Annotated in this window: 12 protein-coding genes and 2 pseudogenes; 12 read left to right on the top strand and 2 right to left on the bottom strand. The window is 61.0% G+C overall.

Going from position 1 to position 22,311, the window contains the following annotated elements; genetic code table 11:
* Positions 1–142 precede the first annotated feature (142 nt).
* The 9 genes and pseudogenes from FJ398_12920 to FJ398_12880 all read left to right on the top strand — a co-directional run bounded on the left by FJ398_12920 (position 143) and on the right by FJ398_12880 (position 16,429).
* The gene (locus tag FJ398_12920) at positions 143–3,379 is read left to right on the top strand and encodes a DUF1553 domain-containing protein (GenBank protein ID MBM3838841.1); all 3,237 of its coding nucleotides are present in this window, start codon (positions 143–145) and stop codon (positions 3,377–3,379) included.
* Between the two features lie 487 nt (positions 3,380–3,866).
* The gene (locus FJ398_12915) at positions 3,867–5,300 is read left to right on the top strand and encodes a polyvinylalcohol dehydrogenase (GenBank protein ID MBM3838840.1); all 1,434 of its coding nucleotides are present in this window, start codon (positions 3,867–3,869) and stop codon (positions 5,298–5,300) included.
* Between the two features lie 340 nt (positions 5,301–5,640).
* Complete coding sequence (locus FJ398_12910; protein MBM3838839.1) at positions 5,641–5,874, top strand: hypothetical protein; 234 nt, start codon at positions 5,641–5,643, stop codon at positions 5,872–5,874.
* Between the two features lie 6 nt (positions 5,875–5,880).
* On the top strand, positions 5,881–7,149 hold the full coding sequence (locus tag FJ398_12905; protein MBM3838838.1) for a twin-arginine translocation signal domain-containing protein: 1,269 nt from the start codon (positions 5,881–5,883) through the stop codon (positions 7,147–7,149).
* Between the two features lie 216 nt (positions 7,150–7,365).
* Positions 7,366–7,872, top strand: a pseudogene (locus tag FJ398_12900) (ferredoxin).
* 64 nt (positions 7,873–7,936) lie between these two features.
* A complete protein-coding gene (locus FJ398_12895) occupies positions 7,937–9,658 on the top strand; it encodes a 4Fe-4S binding protein (protein ID MBM3838837.1) in 1,722 nt (573 codons plus the stop codon).
* A 304-nt stretch (positions 9,659–9,962) separates the two neighbouring features.
* On the top strand, positions 9,963–12,341 hold the full coding sequence (locus FJ398_12890; GenBank protein ID MBM3838836.1) for a hypothetical protein: 2,379 nt from the start codon (positions 9,963–9,965) through the stop codon (positions 12,339–12,341).
* 36 nt (positions 12,342–12,377) lie between these two features.
* Positions 12,378–14,732, top strand: a complete 2,355-nt coding sequence (nuoE, locus tag FJ398_12885) for an NADH-quinone oxidoreductase subunit NuoE (protein MBM3838835.1) — start codon at positions 12,378–12,380, stop codon at positions 14,730–14,732.
* The gene (locus FJ398_12880; GenBank protein MBM3838834.1) at positions 14,729–16,429 is read left to right on the top strand and encodes an FAD-dependent oxidoreductase; all 1,701 of its coding nucleotides are present in this window, start codon (positions 14,729–14,731) and stop codon (positions 16,427–16,429) included. Before nuoE ends, FJ398_12880 begins: the two co-directional genes overlap by 4 nt.
* 64 nt (positions 16,430–16,493) lie before the next feature.
* Here FJ398_12880 and FJ398_12875 read toward each other — a convergent pair whose 3' ends face one another.
* Positions 16,494–17,774 (bottom strand): FAD-dependent monooxygenase, encoded by a 1,281-nt coding sequence (locus tag FJ398_12875; protein MBM3838833.1) that lies wholly within the window; start codon positions 17,772–17,774, stop codon positions 16,494–16,496.
* Positions 17,775–17,987: 213 nt separating this feature from the next.
* Between FJ398_12875 and FJ398_12870 the strand changes: the two are divergent.
* The 3 genes and pseudogenes from FJ398_12870 to FJ398_12860 all read left to right on the top strand — a co-directional run bounded on the left by FJ398_12870 (position 17,988) and on the right by FJ398_12860 (position 20,503).
* Positions 17,988–18,140, top strand: a pseudogene (locus tag FJ398_12870) (transporter).
* Between the two features lie 279 nt (positions 18,141–18,419).
* Positions 18,420–19,829: an amino acid permease gene (locus FJ398_12865; protein MBM3838832.1), complete on the top strand. Its 1,410-nt coding sequence runs from the start codon at positions 18,420–18,422 to the stop codon at positions 19,827–19,829.
* A gap of 65 nt (positions 19,830–19,894) precedes the next feature.
* Positions 19,895–20,503 (top strand): class I SAM-dependent methyltransferase, encoded by a 609-nt coding sequence (locus tag FJ398_12860; GenBank protein ID MBM3838831.1) that lies wholly within the window; start codon positions 19,895–19,897, stop codon positions 20,501–20,503.
* 386 nt (positions 20,504–20,889) lie between these two features.
* Here FJ398_12860 and FJ398_12855 read toward each other — a convergent pair whose 3' ends face one another.
* A complete protein-coding gene (locus tag FJ398_12855) occupies positions 20,890–22,146 on the bottom strand; it encodes a DUF362 domain-containing protein (protein MBM3838830.1) in 1,257 nt (418 codons plus the stop codon).
* Positions 22,147–22,311: the final 165 nt, after the last annotated feature.

The raw sequence follows: 22,311 nt of genomic DNA, 5'->3' as shown, positions 1-22,311 counted from the left end.
GTTGACGCCGAATGCCATTGGCGCTTAGCCGTCCCGATGCTATTTATTAGGCTATGAGCCGAACCGCACGAGTGACCGTTCACGCGAAAAGCGATTTAGCCGCGAAAAGGCGCAGAAATCGCAAAAGGATTTGACCGAGGCCATGCCAATCTCAAAATCTTCTTTGAGTTTTTTGAGCATTTTCGCGGCTATTCCGAGAAATGGCTGTGAACGCTTCGCCACACGAGCGCCACTCCTTGGACTTTGTCTCCTGTTTGCGGTTGTCCGGCAAACGGACAGCGATCCAGCGCAGGAGCACTGGGCTTTTCGTCCGCCGCAGCGTCCGCCTTTGCCCGCGGTCCAGAACCCGAACTGGCCGCACAACAGCATCGATTCCTTTGTGCTCGCCCGCCTGGAGAAAGAGAATCTCCGACCTTCGCCCGAAGCGGATAAACCGACGCTTCTCCGTCGCGTCTCGCTGGATTTGACCGGCCTTCCGCCCACGCCCGCGGAACTTGACGCCTTCCTGGCCGACCTTTCGCCCAACGCTTACGAGAAAGTCGTGGGCCGCGTCCTGGCTTCTTCGCGATTTGGCGAGCGCATGGCGATTCTCTGGCTGGACGCCGCGCGTTACGCCGACACCAGCGGTTATCAAACCGACGGCGAGCGGCACATGTGGCGGTGGCGCGATTGGGTGGTCGATGCGTTCAACCACAACGTGCCTTTCGACCAGTTCACCATCGAACAAATCGCCGGCGACCTGCTGCCGAATCCGACCCTCGAACAGCGCATCGCGACCGGCTTCAACCGCAATCACCGGGGCAACTCGGAAGGCGGAATCGTTCCGGAGGAATACGCCGTCGAATACGTCGTGGACCGTGTCGATACGACCTGCACGGTCTGGCTGGGTTTGACGATGGGTTGCGCGCGCTGCCACGACCACAAATACGATCCGTTCACACAGAAGGAGTACTACCAGCTCTTCGCCTTGTTCAACAACGTGCCGGAGAAAGGCCGAGCCGTGAAGCTGGGCAATTCGCCGCCTTTCATTAAAGCGCCCACGACCGAGCAAGCGAAGCACCTGCGAAGGCTCGAGGAGGAACGGGCGAAGGCAGAATGTCGCTTCGACGCGCTTGAGCCTGAAATCGTCCGCGCACAGGCGGCTTGGGAAAAACCGCTCCTCGCTCAGCTGCTCGCCGTAGTGGAAGGAAGAGAAGTCCAGGAGTTGGCGGAAGGCGAAGGAAAACTGCTCGCGCTGGCCTGGACCGTCTCGGCTGGGTTGACGGCGCACTTCCCGCTGGACGGCGTGTCGATCCGCACGAATGCCGCTGCTACTGGCGCTTCTTCCCATGAACCTCAAGGTGGGGCGAGCCTGTCCCCAGCGAGCCGATCTGGACGTGTTCAAAGCTCGTCGAGCGGCTCGCCGGGACGGACTCGCCCTACCACGTTCCGTGAGCAGGGTTCGCAAACGAAGGAAGCTCTCCACGAACCGGGACACGAAGCTGCGCTCACGTTCATCGGCAGCGAGCCTGCATTTGCCCCCGGCAAGTTCGGCCAGGCGACAATCTTCAACGGCGAACGATTCGTGGAGGCGGGCAAGGCCGGTGATTTCGGGTTTCTTGACAAGTTTTCCTTTGCCGCCTGGATTTTTCCGGACCTACAGAACGCGGGCGCCATTCTTTCTCGCACGGCAGAGATTTCGGAGTCAGACGGCTACACGTTGTGCGTGACCAACGGACGCGTGCAGTTGAACCTGGTCAAGCGGTGGCTCGATGACGCGTTGCGGGTCGAAACCGAGGCCGCGGTTGAACCCAAGGCCTGGCACCACGTCGCAGCCACTTACGACGGATCGCGCGTCCCGGAGGGCGTCAGGATTTACGTTGATGGCAAACTGGCGAAATTGCGCGTCAACCTCGACGAATTGAATCAATCCTTCAAAACCTCCGAGCCATTCCGGATCGGCACCGGCGGCGGTCCGGAAACGCGCTTTCGCGGATTGATTCACGACGTGCGCGTTTATGATCGGGTGCTCACGGCGGATGATGCGGCGATCCTGGCCACCGCCGAATCGATCCCCGAAATTCTTTTGATCCCGGCCGAACGGCGGAGCGCAAGCCAGGCCTTGAAACTCCGCTCTTGCTTCCTGGACAAACACGCGCCGCCGCACATCCGTGAAGCGACATTGGAGCTCGCCCAAACCCGAAAGCAGCGGGACGAATTCTCCGAGAATCTTCCGACCACGATGGTCATGGAAGAAATGAGCGTCCCGCGCGACACCTTCGTCTTGGTTCGCGGCCAATACGACAAGCCCGGCGACCGCGTGCGAGCCGATCTTCCCAAGGCGCTGCATCCGGCGGGGCGAGCCCGACGCGGCGAGCCGCTTCACGCGCTTGGAGCACGTCCAGATCGGCTCGCCGGGGACGGGCTCGCCCTGCCGGATGCGGGCGCAGAAGGCGCGCCCATGAATCGCCTCGCATTGGCCCGGTGGCTGGTCGATCCTTCGAATCCGCTGACGGCGCGCGTTGCGGTCAACCAATACTGGCAGATGTTTTTCGGCGCGGGGCTGGTGAAGACCGCGGAGGACTTTGGCACGCGCGGCGCGTTGCCGAGTCATCCCGAACTTCTGGATTGGCTCGCGACGGAGTTTGTGCGGACCGGCTGGAACGTCAAAGCCATGCTCAAGCTGATGGTGATGAGCGCCACGTATCGCCAATCCTCCAAGATCACGCCGAGCGTGCTGCAAAGGGATCCTGACAATCGTTGGCTCGCGCGCGGGCCGCGCTTCCGCTTGTCCGCCGATGCGATTCGCGATCAGGCGCTCGCGGTCAGCGGGCTTCTGGTGGAGAAGCTGGGCGGGCCCTCCGTGAGACCCTATCAACCGGCGGGTTTGTGGAAGGAACTTTCCGGAACGGATTACGTGCCGGACAAAGGGGAGAACCTTCATCGCCGCAGCCTCTACACGTTTTGGAAGCGCACCATCCCTCCGCCGACGATGACGTCCTTCGACGCCGCCGGACGCGAGGCGTGTTCCGTCCGGCAATCGCGCACCAGCACGCCACTGCAAGCGCTGGACTTGATGAATGACCTCGCGTTCGTGGAAGCCGCGCGCGCGCTCGGACAGCGCATCCTGCGCGAAGGCGGCCCAACGCCGGAAGCGCGGCTGCACTACGCATTTCGCCTGGCGACCGCGCGGCCACCGACTCGCGCCGAGTCAGGGATTCTTCTCGAAGCCTTCCGCGATCATCTCGACCATTTCAGAAAGCACCCGCAAAGCGCGGTTGAGTTTGTGAAGGCCGGCGAATTCCCGGAAACGGATGCAAGCGCGGCCACCGAACTTGCCGCTTACGCTTCGGTTGCCAGCCTGATTCTCAATCTGGACGAAACGGTCACGAAACAGTGATCGGCTTTCTCCCCGCCGCGCCGCAATTCAGAGAGGCGCGCACGCACCTCGCGTGCTGGCGCCGGCGCACTCGCCGACCCATTCACGCTCGAACGCTTCACCATGGAGTGACCGATCGGCACGAGCCGTTCGACCGGCGAGGCGCCGGTCGATACACGCGTGGGCGCGTGTGCTCCCCAATTCCGACCGTTTCGGATCAATCGCTTTGAATCGCTCCAAAGCGGGCTTCCAGTTGATTCGAATCAAAGTTTTTCCAGACGGCCCCCAGTCTAGTTTTGAAAACGATCGAGCAACTCTTGAACCTTAAAACGGCAGTTGAACCCACGAAACACACGAAAGTCACGAAAGGAGAGAAGGTTGAACTGGGAGACACGTTCACCAGTTGGGTGGGCATCGCGTCCTTGGTAACTCGTTTAGTTTTTGTGTGTTTCGTGTATTTCGTGGGCCCAACCGCTTTTCAAGGTTGAACGGTGCTGCCGCTCTACGCATGGACTCCAACCGTGAATGGCTTCCACTCGCGCAACCGAGGACCTGGACCATAATGGCCCTGGCCGTCGCGGCCCTGGCCGCCCTCGCTATTCTTGCGCTCTGGTTGTGGCTCGCATCGCCCGGTGCACTTCAACTCCGCCTGCCCGGCGCCGATCAAGCGCCCGGCGACGGCCAAAATGGCGCGAAGGGCAATCCCGTGCTCTCCGGACGCTTGATCGCCGGTGAAGGCAAACCCGCTGAATTGCCCGGAGCCTGGCCGGGCTTTCGCGGCGCCGCCAAGGACGGGATCAACGACGAACCCGCGCCGCTCGCCAAACAATGGGAAGCTCCCGGACCCAGATCGCTTTGGTCCATTGAGGTGGGTGAAGGCTACGCCGGCGCCGCCGTGTCGCGTGGCCGGGTCTATGTCATGGACTACGATCACGGCAAACGCCAGGACGCGCTCCGCTGTCTCTCCCTCGCCGACGGAAAGGAAATCTGGCGCTTCGCCTATCCGCTGCCGGTGAAACGCAATCACGGCATGTCGCGCACCGTGCCGGCGGTCACCGACCAATTCGTCGTCGCCCTGGGGCCCAAATGCCACGTGGTTTGCCTCGACGCCGCGACTGGCGAACTGCGTTGGACTTTCGACCTGGTTCGCGAATTCGGCGCGACCGTTCCGCCGTGGTACGCGGGCCAGTGTCCCCTTGTTGAGAATGGCCTCGTGATCTTGGGCGTCGGCGGTCCGGACGCGCTGTTGCTCGCCGTGGATTGCGAGAGCGGCAAAGTGGTCTGGAAAACTCCGAACCCCAGGAAATGGAAGATGACCCATTCGTCCGTGGCGCCGCTGGAGTTCGCTGGCCGACGCATGTATGCGTATTGCGCGAGCCTCGGAGTCGTCGGCGTGTCGGCAAAGGATGGATCTCTGCTTTGGGAAACTCAGGATTGGAAAATCAGCATCGCCACCATTCCGTCGCCGCTGGCTTTGGAGAACGGCCGGATCTTCCTTTCCGGTGGTTACGACGCCGGGAGCCTCATGTTGCAGTTGAAGCTGGAAGGAGATCGTTTCGCGTGCGAGACGCTGTTCAAGCTGGAGCCGCGCGTATTCGGCGCGACTCAGCACACGCCGATCTATTACAACGGCCAGATCTACGGCGTGCGTCCCGATGGCCAACTGGTTTGCCTGGCCCCCGACGGGAAGATCATCTGGGCCAGCGGGCCAGGTTCCACGTTTGGCCTCGGTCCATTCCTGATCAGCAACGGCTTGATCTTCGCCATGAATGATTCGGGAAAACTGTCGTTGGTCGAGGCGACGTCTGCGGGATTCAACAAACTCGTCGAAGCGCAAGTCTTGCAAGGAAGAGAATCCTGGGGACCGCTCGCGCTGGCCAACGGGCGGCTCATCGCGCGGGATTTCACGCGCATGATTTGTCTGGACGTGACCAAGAATTGACCGGTCTTCCCGATCCTCCGCCTGCGACGACAAGAAATGGTGAACACTGAACAATCGGGGCGTAGCAAAAGCAGGCCAATCGGCGAAAGGTGAGCCTCGAAAGCCAGAGTCATATGCACAGCCCACGTTCCATGATCTGCAAGGTGGGGCGAGCCTGTCCCCAGCGAGCCGATCTGGACGTGTTCAAAGCGCGTGGAGCGGCTCGCCGGGACGGACTCGCCCTACCGAGGCCACGGAAACTTTCAATGACTTGGGTAGGGACGCGTTCCACCGCGTCCCTGGAATCGGTTTCGTTCGATGGCTCGAAAATGTCAGAAACGGCGCGGAATCCGTCCCTGCCATGTTCTCCGTGAATCTTCTCTCCTCAAACCGCCGCGAGTTCTTTCGCCTCACCGTGCGGGCGATCTCCGTCGCCGCGCTCGGCGGCGTGGCCGTCTTGGCGACCAAATCTCATCTCCCTCGCGCCCTCCGTGAAGTTTGTCTGAAGAAACGCATCTGCACAAGCTGCGGGGCCTTCGCGGACTGCGCTTTGCCGCGGGCTTTGGCGGCACGCGAACGAAAGAACGGAGCCTAGAAGCACATGGATAGACACCCCAAAGCATCCCGCGCCGATTGCGGCCATGAACCGACTGCAATCCCTCTCTCTCGTCCTGCGGACACGGTCGCCGCGAACGATCCCCCTCACCCCATCCCTCTTCCCCTCCGAGGGGGAGAGGGTGTCCGCAGGACGGGAGAGGGGGCCGTTCAGGGGTGGGGCGAAGGTCGGGATGAGGGGGCACCGTTCATGGACAAAGCCGCCCTGAGCCGCCGCAAGTTCCTCAAGCGCGGAGCCTGGGCCGCAGCCGCCGTCGGTGCGATCGCCATTGGCGTTGCGGGTTCAAAACACGCGTCGGCGCGAGCCAGACGCGCGAAAGACGCGAGCCATTCAAATCCCTTTGCTTACGATTTGACTTCACTGCGCAAGACGGACCCTGGGTTGATTCATTATGAAGAAGCCGGACGATTCCCCTGCCCTCGCCTGGAACCCAAACGAATTGCCATAGACCGCCAGGATCAGGTCTTCATCGCCTCGGGCCATTACATCTCGATCCTGGATGGTCAAGGGGCAGTAGTTTCCGAAATCGCTTTGCGGGCTTCAGCCCGCGCGATGACGGTGGCGGACGATGGCCTCGTCTATATCAGCCTGCGCGATCACATTGAGGTGCTGGATGCGAAAGGCCGGCGTTCTGCTGCGTGGGATTCTCCCGCGCCGCGCACGTGGCTCACCGGATTGGCCGTGAGCGAGAACGATCTCTTCGCCGCGGACGCGGGCCATCGCTTCGTCCTCCGCTATGATCGATCCGGAAAAATTCGGAGCCGGATCGGAGAACGAGATCGCGAGCGCGACATTCCCGGTTTCGTTGTGCCCAGTCCGTATTTTGATCTGAAGCTCGCCCGCGACGGCTTGCTGCGAATTACGAATCCGGGCCGGCACCGCGTCGAGGCCTACACTATTGAAGGTGACTTCGAATTTGCCTGGGGAAAAGGCTCGGCCGCGATCGAAGGCTTTTGCGGCTGCTGCAATCCCATCACGCTTCACGTTCTTCCGGACGGACGCTGCATTACGTGCGAGAAAGGCTTGCCCCGCGTGAAGGTCTATGCCCCGGACGGCACGTTTGAATCCGTGGTCGCCGGGACGGAGGGCTTTCCTGAAAACGCAAAGGTTTCGGCCAAGGACGACGCTGACGGCACGCAAGGCGGATTGGACGCCGCCGCGGATTCCCAAGGGCGCATCTACATCCTGGATCCCGTCGCAGGCAATGTCCGTGTTATGGTGAGGAAAGGGACACGAAAGGACGCTAAGGCATGATGAGATGCAGGCTCGTAGCGCAGATTTCCAATCTGCTGTATCGCAGGCTTGCAGCCTGCGGAGCTCCGATTAATCGCACGCGCACGAGATTTCCTGGCCTCTGCCGATTGGAAATCGGCGATACGGCAGATTGCAAATCTGCGCTACAAACCCTCGATGCGAAAACCAATCTAACGATTTAACGCTGTAACGATTCAACGATTCTCTGCCCCTGCCGTGGATGCCAACCCCCCAACAAACACGCCCGTCAACCGCCGGCAATTTCTGCGCGACGGTTCCCGCGCGGCTGCGTTGACCGGTCTGGGCGGGCTGCTTGGCGTGTTGGGCACCCGCAGCACGTCGGCGACGACGGTTTGGCAGATCGATCCGAGCAAGTGCTTGCGGTGCGATCGCTGCGCGACGCACTGCGTGCTGGAGCAATCGGCTGTCAAATGCGTGCACGCGCACGCGATCTGCGGTTATTGCCAGTTGTGCACGGGATATTTCGTCCCGGAACCGAGCGAACTCAACACCGCGGCGGAAAACCAGCTTTGCCCCACAGCGGCGATCAAACGCACGTTTGTCGAGGATCCCTACTACGAATACGCGATCGACGAGCAGTTGTGCATCGGCTGCGCGAAGTGCGTGGAAGGCTGCAATCGCTTCGGTAACGGCTCGCTCTTCCTCCAGATTCGGCACGACCGTTGTGTCAACTGCAACGAATGTTCCATTGCCCAGGTCTGTCCTGGCGATGCCTTCCGCCGCGTGCCAGTGCAGCACCCGTACTTGCTCAAGATGAGCCACTGAAATGAGCGAGCCAAATTCATGCATGGATTCGGCGCGCATTGGAGTCCTGAGCCACACCCTGCATGTAGTCCCGGCTTTAGCCGGTCCGGAACGCCGGAGCCGCCTAAAGGCGGGACTACAAACCGACGCAGGTTCATGGGAAGCTGCCTTGGTTTCAGAACCATGCACACGGCCCATGAACCAGGCACGCGGAGCGCCGGTAGGGCGAGTCCGTCCCGACGAGCCGCTCTACGTGCTTGGAACACGTCCGGACCGGCCCGCTGGGGACAGGCTCGCCCTGCCAGCGCGTTCCTGGGAAGAGCGCTCTGAAACCATTTTGCGCAATGAACCGCTGAACTTGCCCCCAGTCCCGCGCTTCGCTCAATGGTTCTTGCGCCAGACGTTGCAGTTCGCCTCCTTCTGGCTTCTGCTTCTCGCCAACGTCACCGCCTCCGCGGAACAGCGCTTTCCACCCCCCGAATTTGAAAGCGGCTACGCGCTTCCGGGCACCAAAACACCTCCGCCGCGGTCCAATCCCATGCAATACGTGGACGTCGCGGTTCTGCTCGGCGCACTGGGAACGGCGTCGTATCTGGCGCTGAAGAAACGCTCGCGCAACGGCGTGGTGGCGCTCTCGATTTTTTCCGTCGCTTATTTCGGGTTCTATCGGAAGGGGTGCGTCTGCGCGATCGGTTCCATTCAAAACGTGGCGCTGGGTTTGTTTGATTCAGGATATGCCGTGCCGTGGGCGGTTACCGCGTTTTTCCTCGCGCCGCTGGTCTTCGCGCTTTTCGCCGGGCGCACTTTTTGCGCCGCAGTCTGTCCGCACGGCGCGCTTCAAGATCTCATGCTGCTTAAGCCCGTGAAGGTTCCGGCCTGGCTGGAGCAAGGCCTGGGAGTTCTGCCGTTCGTTTATCTGGGCGCGGGAGTGCTCTTCGCCGCGACGGGCAGCGCCTTCATCATTTGCGAATACGATCCGTTCGTGCCGCTGTTCCGCATGAACGGAAGCCACGCCATGCTGCTCCTGGGCGCCGCGTTCCTGCTGATCGCGACCGTGGTTGGCCGGCCGTATTGCCGCTTTCTTTGTCCGTATGGCGCGTTGCTCCGCCTGACGGCCAGCGTTTCCAAATGGGGCGTCACGGTAACGCCGGATTCCTGCACGCGCTGCCGCCTGTGCGAGGAATCCTGTCCGTTCGGCGTCATTGAGGAGCCAACGCCGCCGCAGAGCCACTGGCCCACGCTGCGGCTCGACAGAAGACGGCTCGCGCAGTTGATTGTCTTGCTGCCAGTGCTCGTCCTTTTCGGTGGTTGGCTGGGATCGAAATTGTCGGTCGCCGCCTCGCAGATGGACCCCACGGTTCAACTCGCCGAACGATTCAGCCAGCATCAAACCGCGCCGGTCCAACCAGGCAACCAAACCGCGGAAAGTCTCGCTTTGATGCGCGCGGAACGAGACCCGAAGGCACTCCTGACTCAAGCGCTAGAAACACGGCAAAGCTTCCGGATGGGCGGGTGGGTGTTTGGCGGGTGGGTCGGACTGGTCATCGGCGCGAAATTGATCAGCCTCGCCGTTCGCCGCAACCGGCACAATTACGAGCCGAACCGCGCGAGCTGCTTCGCGTGTGCGCGCTGCTTTTCGTCCTGCCCGAATGAGAGAGTGCGCTTAGGGTTGATGCCTCCCGAACTTCCGGGACAAAGCACGACACCGCAGCCAGCCCCAGCCGGAGCCCACACACCGACTTGAGCAAGCCATCGCGAAATCTTAACAGGAGCTAACGAAGACAACAGAGTGAACAGGATTTCAGAAAACAAGAGCGGGGCTTGGCGACGACATGACAGATCGAGGAATGGCAGTTGTGAGCGGCCTGTGGCAAAGTCGGATTCTCGGTGGTTCACGGGAAGCTTCCTTGGTCTCAGGGCCATGCCCACGGCTCATGAACCGAGAACTGCGCGGACCGCAGCCTTCAGGCTGCTTGCGGCCCCGCTTTGGAGTTCGGCGTTGAAGCGGCCTAAAGGCCACGGTCCGGGAGACGGTTCATGAAGAGCTTATGAGCGATCTCCCTCATCCTGTGAACCGTGCGCTGCCTACCCGGGCAACCGTCATTGTTGCCTGGATCGCCGCCGTCTTCTGTTTGATCGTTTCCGGGACCCTGGCCATCCAGCGCATCCGCGCCAGTTCCACTTCCACCTGGAAAACGCCGGAGTTGGAAGCGCTCCAACAAAAACTGCGGGCCTCGCCGAAGGACGAAGCGCTCCAGCAGCACATTCGCCAATTGGACCTTCAACTCCGCGAACGCTATTTCCGGCGGTTGGCTCTCACCGGCACCGGCAGTTATCTGCTGCTTTGTGGCGCGCTCGTCTTCATTTGGTCAGCCAAACGCGCCGCGGCCTTCCATAAGAAGCTTCACCTGCCACAGCCAAAATCCGAAATCGAGGATGAGAGCGCCATTGCGCACACGCCGATGCGTTGGTCGGTCGCGGCAGCGGGCGGCATCGTTGTCACAGGCTTTATCGCGATTGTTTTCACCGCTCAGACGACACTCCCCAATCAGTTGAGCGACCTTGAAAAACTCGCTGGAACCTCTCCTGCCGGCTCTGGTCAGGCCCTGAAGTTTCCTTCCCGCGAAGAGATGCAAGCGAACTGGCCGCAGTTTCGCGGCGTTGATGGAGACGGCGTGACGATCCAGACCAATCTGCCGATCAAGTGGAACACGCAGACGGGCGAAGGCGTGGTGTGGAAGAGGGCCCTTCGCTTGCCCGGCTTCAGTTCACCCATTGTTTGGAACAATCGCGTATTCCTGTCCTGTGGCGACGAGAATCGCCGCGCGATCCTCTGTTTCAATGCCGCCAACGGCGAATTGCTTTGGGAACGAACCGTGGAGCCTCCCCCAGGCGCTGCTATTCAATTGCCGGAATCGCCGCTGCAAGCGGGCTTCGCCGCCGCGACCATGGCCACGGACGGCGAGCGCGTCTGCGCCATCTTTGGGACGGGCGAACTGGTCGCATTGGATTTCGCCGGCAAGCCGGTTTGGTCGAAGCATCTTGGCCTGCCCAAAAACCCCTACGGCCACGCCTCATCGCTGGCGTTGTGGCAAGGGCGATTGCTGCTGCAACTCGATCAAGGCGAGTCCGAGGATCGCAAGTCACGGCTCTACGCGTTCGACTGCGCGACCGGGAACATTCTCTGGCAACGCCAGCGTCCTGTCTCCACTTCGTGGTCCACGCCGATTGTGATTCAAGCCGCAGAGAAACCGCAGGTGATTACACTGGGCGTTCCGTGGTTGATGGCGTATTCGGCGAATGATGGGACTGAACTCTGGCGCGCCGAATGCCTCAATGGTGAAATCACTCCTTCGCCGATCTATGCCGGAGGATTGGTGTTCGCAGTCAGCCCGTCGGAGAAACTGCTGGCGATCCGTCCGGATGGTCAAGGCGACGTCACCAAGACGCACATCGTTTGGGCCGCTGAGGACAATGTCCCTGACATCACCTGTCCCGTCAGCAACGGCGAATTGGTCTTCACGATTTCCACGCCCGGCATGCTGACGTGCTACGAAGCAAGAGATGGCAAGAAGCTTTGGGAGCATGATTTTGACATGGAGTTTCAGGCGTCGCCTAGCATCGCCAATGGCAGGCTGTATTTGGTTGGCATGAAGGGGACCGTCATCGTCGTGGAAGCGGCTCGTCAGTTCAAAGAATTGGGTCGAAGCGAAATGGGCGAAACCATCGTCGCTTGCCCGGCCTTTGCCAACGATCGCATCTATCTGCGCGCGGCAACGAATTTGTATGCGCTAGGTCTGAGAGAACAGAAAACCGCATTGGTCACGCCTGCTCACGTTCGCTTTACCCAGGGTAGCTTGTTCCTCGCAAACCTGGGCTGGAGGACGCAATCCCCTTGGGATTGGCGAACGCCGTCCACAGATTCGTGTAAGGAGCAGAGCCCTCTGTCGCTTTCGTCGAGCCCGCGAGGTCCAAAGCGCGAGAGGACTGGCGCAGTCCAAAAGCTCGCGGTCTATAGCCGGTTCATGGAAAGCTTCCTTGGCCAAGAAGCCATGCTCACGTCCCAGGAACCGAAAACCGCGCGGACCGCAGCCTTTAGGCTGCTTCAGCGCACTCTCCGGGGTCGAGCGTTGAAGCGGCCTGAAGGCCACGGTCCGAGGAGACGGTTCATGGAAAGCTTCCTTGGCCAAGAAGCCATGCTCACGCCCCAGGAACCGAAAACCGTGCGGACCGCAGCCTTTAGGCTGCTTCAGCGCACTCTCCGGGGTCGAGCGTTGAAGCGGCCTGAAGGCAACGGTCCGGGAGAAGGGTTCAGGGGAAGCTTTTTTGGTTTTAGAACCATTCGCACAGGCCCAGGAACCGGCCGGATTCGCCCTCATCGGTCCGGCGGACACCCTCTCCCTCACTCGGGGAGAGGGAAGGGGTGAGGGGGCGCTGCCCATGGGGAGACAGAGTGCAATAAAATGGAGAACCTTGATCTAACGTTCGTCGATCGAACCGTGACGCAGCTTGGCCGCGCGCCGGACGCGGTCATTCCGATCCTGCAAGCCTTGCAGGAGCATTACGGCTATCTCCCTTCCGAAGCGCTCGAACGCGTGTGCCACACAACTCAGATCACTCCCGCTTCCATCAGTGGTGTCGCGACGTTTTACGATATGTTCCGGCACAAGCCGGTCGGGAGATTTATCGTCCACGTTTGCCGCGGCACCGCGTGCCACGTCGCCGGCGCCGAACGGATTGAGGACGCTTTGCGCCAGCGCTTGCGCATTCCCGCCGGAGACGAGACCGATCCGGATCGCCAGTTCACCATCGAACCCGTCGCTTGCATCGGCTGCTGCACGCTCGCGCCGGTCGTGCGCATGGACAAGACCACTTTCGGCCACGTCACCACGCAAAAAGTCCCCAAGATCATCCGTGATTTTCTCAATGTCAGTGAAACCGAGTGTGCCGTGGAGAAACTCGGCCAGACACAAAAGCGCGCCGGCAACGGCGGCACCGTCATCCACGTCGGACTCGGTTCCTGCTGCATTGCCAAAGGCAGCGACCGTCTCTTCCACGCCCTTCAGCAACAGGCGCGGCAAACCGGCGCCAATGTCGAAGTCAAACGCGTCGGCTGTGTCGGCATGTGTCATCGCACGCCCATGATTGAAGTGGTCGCTCCGGGCAAAGCGAACACGCTCTATGCCGGCCTGGGCACAAGTCAGGCGAACTGGATTGTGCAGCGGTACGGCAAGGCTCGCGGTCTGGCGCAGCGGCTCTCACATTTCTGGAACAGAGCTTTGGACGGCTTGCTGCTCGACGACTCCAAGCCGGAGGCGAATCGGTACGCGCTGAACGTCCGCGAACCGGCGGTGAAATCGTTTCTGGGAAAACAGGTGCGCATCGCCACCGAACATTTCGGCAAACTTGATCCGCTGGACCTGGACGAATACATGGCTCACGACGGCTTCGTCGCGTTGCGGCGCTGTCTGGAGAAACAACCGCCCGAAGAAACCATTGCCGTCATCGAACGATCCGGATTGCGCGGACGAGGCGGGGCCGGATTTCCCACAGGCCAGAAATGGCGCTACGCCCGGTCGCAGCCGGGCGAAATCAAATACGTGATCTGCAACGGCGACGAAGGGGACCCCGGCGCGTTCATGGACCGCATGATCCTCGAATCGTTTCCGTTCCGCGTGATCGAAGGGCTGGCGATTTCGGCGCTGGCGGTCGGCGCGCATGAAGGCGTGTTCTACATTCGCCGGGAATATCCGCTGGCGGTTCGCCGAGTGCGCGCGGCCATCGAAGCGTGCGAGCGCCGAGGCTGGTTGGGCGACGCGCTGTTGGGATCCAGTTTTCCCCTGCGCCTCACGATCAAAGAGGGCGCGGGCGCGTTCGTGTGCGGGGAAGAGACGGCGCTCATTGCTTCGGTCGAGGGCAAACGCGGCATGCCTCGGCTGCGACCGCCCTTCCCGGCCGAGGCCGGTCTTTGGGGAAAGCCGACTGTGATCAACAACGTCGAAACCCTGGCGCTGGTCCCGTGGATCATCCGCCATGGCGCGGAAGCATTCGCCGCGCTGGGAACGCGCTCGAGCAAAGGCACCAAAGTGTTTGCGCTCGCCGGCAAGATCCGGCGTGGCGGATTGATCGAGGTCCCGATGGGCACGACCATCCGCGAGATCGTGGAAGAGATCGGCGGCGGCGCGGCGGCGGGCCGTCGATTCAAAGCGGTCCAAATTGGCGGGCCGTCCGGCGGCTGCATTCCCGCGCGCCTGGCGGACACGCCGGTCGATTACGAATCGCTGCGCGACATCGGCGCGATCATGGGATCGGGCGGTTTGGTGGTGATGGACGACGCCGATTGCATGGTCGATATCGCGCGCTATTTCCTGGAGTTCACCCAGAATCAATCGTGTGGCAAGTGCACGTTCTGCCGGATCGGCACGCGCCGCATGCTGGACATTCTGGATCGGTTGTGCGCCGGCAAAGGACAACGCCAGGATCTCGACGAACTCGAACGTCTGTCGAAACAGGTCGGCCAGGGCAGTCTCTGCGGTCTCGGGAAGACGGCGCCCAATCCCGTGCTCACGACTCTCCGCTATTTCCACGATGAATACGAAGCGCACTTGCAGGGCCGTTGTCCGGCGCAGCGTTGCCGAACCTTGATCAAATATCGCGTCACCGAGGAATGCGCCGGATGCACGCTCTGCGCCCAGCATTGTCCGGTCAACGCGATTCCCATGACGCCGTATCAGCGCCACGAGATCAACCAGGACCTCTGCACGCGCTGCGATTCCTGCCGGCAGGTGTGTCCGCACGATTCCATCGAAGTGAAATGAGCACCTGCACCATCGACGGCCGCGAGGTTGACGCCGCTCCAGGCGAAACGATCCTCGCGGTTGCTCAGCGCCTCGGCATCGATATTCCCACGCTTTGTTATCTGGAGAAGTGCGGCCCGCTGACGTCTTGCCTCGCGTGTGTCGTGAAGGTCAACGGCAACAACGGCCAGAGCCGTGTCGTCCCCTCGTGCGCCACCAGGGTCCAGCAGGGCATGATCATCGAGTCTGAAAGCGCGGAAGTCCGCGAGATGCGGCGCACCGCCCTGGAATTGCTGCTGAGCGATCACGCGGGCGACTGTCTTTCGCCATGCCATCGCATTTGTCCGTTGCATCTCAATATTCCCGTCATGATCCGCCAGATTGAAACGGGCGAATTGCGCGAGGCGATCGCGACGATCAAAGACTCCATCGCTATGCCTGCAGTGTTGGGACGCCTCTGCCATCATCCCTGCGAGAATGGCTGCCGGCGCGGCACGTGGGACAACCCGGCGGCAATTCGCGATCTGGAACGATTCGCGGCGGACGCGGACCTTCAATCCCAGGCGCCTTATCTTCCGCCCTGCAAAAGCGCGAGCGGCAAATCCATCGCCATCGTCGGAGCCGGTCCGACCGGCCTGGCGGCTGCCTATCACCTGTTGAGGCAAGGTCACGCCTGCACTCTCATTGATCGCCACGAGAAAGCCGGTGGCAGCTTGCGAAATCCGGTCGTGGAAAAGGATCTGCCGCCCGAAGTGCTCAATGGAGAAATCGCGCTGATCGAAAAACTGGGCGCGCGTTTCCAACTCGCCAGCGTCTTGGACATGACGGGCCTGACCGATCTACAGCGCGATTTCGACGCCGTTCTCCTCGCGTTGGGCGAGACGAGCAAGCCGGAGGCCGCCGCGCTCGGCCTGAGCTGGACGGGCGGCGGATTGAAAGTGAACCCGGATTCCTATCAAACCGAACTGATCTCGTCTGAAGATGCAGGGCAGGCTTCCAGCCTGCCGGTTCGCGAGGCGTCCTGCCGCCCGAACGACGGGGCGAGGATGCCCTGTCAACCGGCAGGCTGGAAGCCTGCCCTACATCCTCCGACAGGCTCTAAAGTGTTCGCCGCCGGAAGCGCTGTGAAACCGCTGAAGCAAGTGGCGCGCGCCATGAGCGAGGGCAAAATTGCCGCCGCTTGCATCCATCGTTTGCTATTTGGACAAGCGGTGGAGCGGCCGGGCAAGGAGTTCTCCAGCATCATGGGCCGGCTGGACGACACGGAACTCAAACTGTTCATGATCGGCCCCAGCCCGCATCCGCGCGTCAGTCCATCCTGCGGCACGCAATGCGGCTTCACGAAGAGCGAGGCATCGACTGAAGCCCAGCGCTGCTTACACTGCGATTGCCGGGCCGCCGGGCAATGCCGGCTCCAACATTATGCGGCGCTTTACGAAGCGAATCCGGCGCACTTCCGGGCCGAGCGGCGGCGCTTCGAGCAATACGAAAGGCCGGGCGGCGTCGTCTTCGAACCGGGAAAATGCATCCTTTGCGGCATCTGCGTGAAACTCGCGGAGCAAGCGAGCGAACCACTGGGGCTGACTTTTGTGGGCCGCGGGTTCGACGTTCGCGTCAGCGCGCCGCTAAATCATGCTTTTGACGATGGGCTGCAAAAGGTCGCCGCCGAGTGTGTCGAGCATTGCCCGACGGGAGCAATTGTTTTTCGGAAGACCTGATCAACCAGTCTCAGGACTCCTGATCCTACCGGCGATGCGCATAGAAGCTTCCCACGAACCTGATTCAACCACGGATTTCACGAACCGGCAGGTCGAGCCCGAGTTGATCCAGCAGAAGACCCACGTCGGCACCGGAGGCAGGCACGCAGGGCAGGATGTTTGCGGAACGTTCCTTGACCCACGGGCTGGCCGTGGCTCGTGGTTTCAAGCCGCCTTGGACGCCGAGCAACTGTTGCCACTCAGTCCGCCGCTCACGGCCATACGCTTCGAGCAGATCCTGCGATCCGCCCTCGCGCAGGATTTTCACAATTCGACCCGCCAGATCTTCAGCCTCGCGCAAGCCCACGTTGACACTTTGCATTCCCATGGGGAGCGCTTGATGGCCGGCGTCGCCCGCGAGCCAGCAACGATCGCGGCCAAACTGGCTCGCCAGGCGAGGTTCAAACTGAACATCGACGGACCAGTCGAGTGCCTTGATGGCGCCCTTGAACCACGGAGCGCAGCTTTGGATCCGGGCCAGAACGCGCGCGCGGGTCTTCACATCGACCGCTTCATCGACCAGTAGAACGTCGGTCCGCTCTTTCGAGTGAGATTCCGAGAAGTCGCCGATGTTGGCCTCCTGCAGGCTCCAGCGGCAGCGATTCCCGGTCAATGGCCAGAAGACATTCGTGGAATCGCCGTCGAGGACCACGCGCGCTTCGTCTCCGCATCGGCCGTCGGATTCGAACTCATAAACCTCGAAGGTCGCCGGTTCCGCCACTCGCTCGCATTCAATGTCGAGCGACTGGCGCACGCCGGAATCATAACCGTCTGCGCCCACAACGAACGCGGCGCGCGTTCGCAGCGTCCGCTTCACTTCCCAGTCGAGTTCCCGGATAATGTAGCCCTTGGAGGTTTCACAAAGCTCGTCCACGACGCCGACGACCGTTCCCCGGCCCGGTTCCAGGGCGGACAATCGATGATTCCACTCCACGCGCACGCCGCTGGTTTTCAGGAGCTGCCGCTCCAGACGCTCTTCCAGCGCGCTTTGAGGAAGAACGACGAGGAACGGGTACTTCACCGGCAGTCCCGAAAGGCGCATCTCCGCTTGCCGTTTCTCGCCCTCATAAAACGCGACCGTCTCGATCCGGTGTCCGGACGCCAGAATCTCCTCCGCGAGTCCGTGGCGGTCGAGCAACGCCAGCGACTGCGGGTGCAGCGCGCAGGCGTAGCTATGGGCGGCGGTTCGTTCTTCTTTATCGATGATTCGAACTCTCACGCCGCTCTTGGTCAACGCCAGGGCCGTCAACATCCCGGTCGGTCCTGCTCCCACCACCAACACATCTGTTTCTTGCTCTCGACTCATAGGCTTCCTCCGGTGGTTGGGTTGATTGGTTTTGGTTAGAGTTTCAGTGATTTGTTCCAAAGCTAGAGTCCTTCAAGCTCTGGCGCCGACCAAAACAGATTTTGCCCAATGCTGGACCTTTTTTGTTTGGTCTCAGAAGAACTGGCGAGAGAGACCAAACTTTGCTCCTTGGCCTGTTTCTGCTGGCTGCCCTGTCCAACGCGAACACCACCCAAAGATGTCATGCTCAGACTGATGCCTTCGAGCCGCGGCGACATCCAGGTTCTGGCGAAATTGTTTGGCGGCCAAGGCACGATCCATGTGCCGTCCCGGTCCCCGGACAGCCGCAGCCTGGCTTTCGTGAGTTACCGTCTCGTCCAGCCGTGAAAGTTGAACGGGCGCGGGTTCGCCACCCTATCCTCCCCCAAACGGCGAACTCGACGCTCGGCTTCGACCGCCTGTCCGCTGCGCTTTTGAGCGAAGCGTTTCCAGGAACGTTCCTCGCCCGGAGAGGAAAAAGATCATGACGCGGCCTCACTCGACCAATAACTTGACTCATACTTGATTTACGCGCCCTCACATGACGTCTTCGGGATTGCTTTCCGGCGCAAATCCGCAAAGCTCCGCGCCGTTCCGCCATAATGAAACCTCAACGGATCCACAGCCATGTCCTCACCTGAAACCAATCAAACCCCTGCCCCGAGCGAGCTGAGCCTGTGGGACGCCGTTTCGATCATCGTCGGCATTGTGATCGGTGCCGGTATTTATGAAACCGCGCCCTTCATCCTCAGTTGCGTCGCAAGCCCGGGCCAGGCCATGCTCGTTTGGGCCCTGGGAGGCGTGCTCTCCGTCATCGGCGCGCTTTGCTACGCGGAGCTGGCGACGACTTATCCCAGGCTGGGCGGAGATTATTTTTTCCTCCGGCGCGCCTACGGTCCCTGGGCGGGCTTCTTGTTCGGATGGTCGCAACTGACCGTCATCATGACCGGCAGCATCGGGATGATGGCGTATGTGTTCGCGGATTACGCGGTGAAACTTTTCGGGACGACCTCGGCCTCGGCGCCCGTTTTCGCCGCCGCCGCGGTGGTGGCGCTGTCAGTGACGAATATCGTCGGTGTCAAATCCGGACGGCGCACGCAAAATATCCTGACGCTGCTCAAGGTGATTGGACTCACAGCCATCGTGATGGCGGGGTTCTTCGCGCCGGCGCCGGTGAAGGCCGCGTCATCTGGGGGCGGCGCGGGTCCAGGATTTCAAGTCGCGATGATCCTGGTGCTTTACACGTACGGCGGCTGGAATGACGCGGCCTTCGTCGTCGCGGAGATGAAGAACAAACGGCGAAGCATTCCGCAAGCGCTCCTGATCGGCACGGCCAGCGTCGCGGTCATTTACCTGTTGATCAACGCGGCCTACATGTCGGGATTGGGATTCGACGGCGCGCGCAATTCTAAGGCCATTGCGGCGGACGTCCTGCACGGGGCCTTGGGTGACGCGGGTGCGAAGGCGATGTCGATCCTCGTGCTTATCTCGGCTTTGGGAGCGTTGAACGGATTGATCCTGACCGGCGCTCGGATCTACGCCGCCGTGGGAACGGATTATCCAGCGATCGCCCCGCTGGCGCGCTGGCATCCGCGGCTCGGCACGCCGGTCACGTCGCTGGTGCTTCAGATGGCGATTTCCCTGGGCATGGTGTTGTTGGTCGGGACCGATCTGGGACGAAGTCTGACGAACGGCGTGCTGCAAGCGCTCGGATTCGCGGCGTTTTCCTGGGAAGGACATGGCGGCTTTGACAGTTTGCTGCGCTGCACGGCGCCAGTTTTCTGGCTGTTTTTTCTGCTGACGGGGATTTCGCTATTTGTGCTTCGCGCGCGGGATCGTGGAACAGAACGCCCGTTCTCGGTGCCGCTTTTTCCCATATTGCCGCTCATTTTCTGCGGAATGTGCGCGTTCATGCTTTATTCCGCCACCACCTACGCGGGACGGTTGACTTTGTTGGGCGCGGCGCCGGTGGTGCTCGGCATGGTTGTGCTTGCGTTCTGCGGCGGGCTTGGTAAACGAAGCGCCCAACCCGGCTAGCAACGCTGAGAGAGAGCGTGGCGAAGCCTAAAACCGTACCGAAATCAATCTAACCCCCTCAATAAATGAAACGTTATTCCATCCTGTTCCCTGTCTGCCTTGTGGCAACCGCCCTTGCCGTCGGTCTGCTCGATCGCGTCTCGGCCCAACAGGCCAAGGACGCCAAGGCCAAAGCTGCCGCTGCCGCCAAACCCGAACGCAAGCCCGACGTGATTTTCGTTCCGACCCCCCAGGCCGCCGTCGATAAAATGCTCGCCATGGCTGAAATCAAACCGGGCGACATCCATTACGACCTGGGCTGCGGCGACGGGCGAATCGTGGTGACCTCGGCGAAAAAATACGGCATCAAAGCCATCGGCGTCGATATCGACCCGCAACGCATCAAGGAATCGCAAGAGAACGTCAAAGCCAACAAAGTCGAACACCTGGTCACGATCAAGCACGCGGACATCTTCGAGTTGGATTTCAGCGATGCGACCGTGGTGACGCTTTACCTGCTGCCGGAATTGAACGTGAAGCTGATGCCCAAACTCGCGAAGCTCAAACCCGGCACGCGCATTGTTTCGCACGACTTTGATATGCGCGGCGCGAAGCCAAAAGAAGTCCAGCAATACTCCAGCGACGACCGCGAGGGCACGATCTACAAATGGGTTGTTCCGTGGGAGAAGGAATAAGTTACTTCCAAACGGTATTCCCGACGGGGCAGGCAAGATGCCTGCCCTACTTTTTTGCCTCAGGAGTTTGCTAATCTTCGTCGCTCCCTCTGAGTCAGCGCAGCCCCGCTGGTGGATGGATGATCCCGTGCGCCTCCTGCAGACGAATCTGCGGGAGACCGATTCCACGCTCGCCATTCGGACACGGCTTACTTCGCGCCCGTGGAGATGCGGGACATCACGGTGGAATTGGCCCAGGATTGTCGACGCGCTCGCGCCGTGACGTTGGGCAGGACAATCCGCCTCACTCGATCGGCCCGCCAGGCAAGGTTCACGTTGCCAAAGTTGGGAAACTACGAAGTGGTAACTCTCGAGTGATTTTCCCAATCCTGAGCGTACTCTTGATCCTACCCGTACGGATACCTCGCCTTTTCGATGGCGAGTCCGCGCACGTCGATTTGCGTCAGGTCGGCGATGCCGATGCCCGCTTGTTCGGCGAGCAGCAGATGGTTGTCGCAAAAGTGGAAGGGTTTGATCCCCCGGGCCGCGCGTGGATTGTCGTAGCCCATCACCGCGGTGCCAACGGCGTCCGTGGATACGGGATTGAGGCCCACGATCAGGACGCCAGGCTCGGTGAATTTGATCGTCGCGGCACGGCTGCACCAGGGACCTTCCCCGCCGTTCATCGCAGTAATGCCGTCGATGATGGCCAGATGGATGGGCCGGGCGGCGCAGATGTCAGCCACGGTGTGCGGCACGCGGTAGGTCGGGTCGGTTGAGGTCACTTCCGGTTTCAGTCCTGGCAACCCAATCTTCCGGGAAGTCCTCGGATTATGGATCGGACCGCGCCCGGCAGTGGCCTCCTCGCTTCCGGCCTGATCCCCATAGAGTGAATTGGGTGTGATGCCGAACAAGTTCTTCATCGAAAGCGTCACCCCGGCGGTGATGTGGTTTTTCATTTTTGCCAGCGAGACCATCACGTCGGTCTCCTCGTACGCGTGATTGAAGTCGAACGACGAAAACATGTACCCGCCCCCGGGAACTTTGAGGTTCGAGTAGCGCTTGCCTTTTCCGAGATTGCGCGTGTTCTCGAATTCCACTTCGCCGAGCGCCGAAAGCGCATTCAGGTCCCATTCGGCAAAACCGAGCGAAGTTTCAAGGTTCGACTTGCTCTGCGTCGATTCGACAAACCGCACGCGCCTGGCGCCCGCGCCGAACAGGAGCGATCCCAGCGCCAGAGCCGTGGAGTAATGCGTCATGTACGTCTCGCCCACTGGACGGTTCATATAGGGCGAGAAATTCGTCCCGGTCAAATTCACCTTCACCGTCACGGTCTTGTTCTTCACCAGGGAACCGATACCGCCGATCAAATCGAAGCTTTTGGCCATGGCCTCGCGCACCTCCGCTCCATAGGAACGGCAAGCCACGATCGCCGCTTTGGCATTCGCCCGGTTCGATGGCGTAAGGCTTTTGGACGAGAGCGAGGCCGCCTCGGCCGCAAGCGCAGTGTAATGGTCAAAGCCTTGCATCAGAGGGACGCCGGCCGCGGCGGCGGCGCTCCAACGAAGAAATTCACGGCGAGAGCAGAGATAAGGTTTCATAGAGGTGGAGAATCTAAGTTCAATTCTTATCGGCTTGTCACCAATCTTTCCACACCCACGCATTAGTCAAGGCGGAATTCGGGCCTGGCGAAAGGAGCGAAAGATAGGGGTAGGGATGACACACGAGCGTCACCCCTCCCTCCGAACCGGACGGGCGGATTTCCCGCATCCGGCTCTCCGGTTGATGGGGTCTCGACGAGAGAGAGCGCACCTTTCGTGCGGTCTCCA

The sequence above is a fragment of the Verrucomicrobiota bacterium genome, assembly GCA_016871535.1.
In the GTDB taxonomy this organism is placed as follows: Bacteria; Verrucomicrobiota; Verrucomicrobiia; order Limisphaerales; family SIBE01; genus VHCZ01.
The sequence above is the reverse complement of the archived record's forward strand: the minus strand, read 5'-3'. Positions and strand labels throughout refer to the sequence as shown.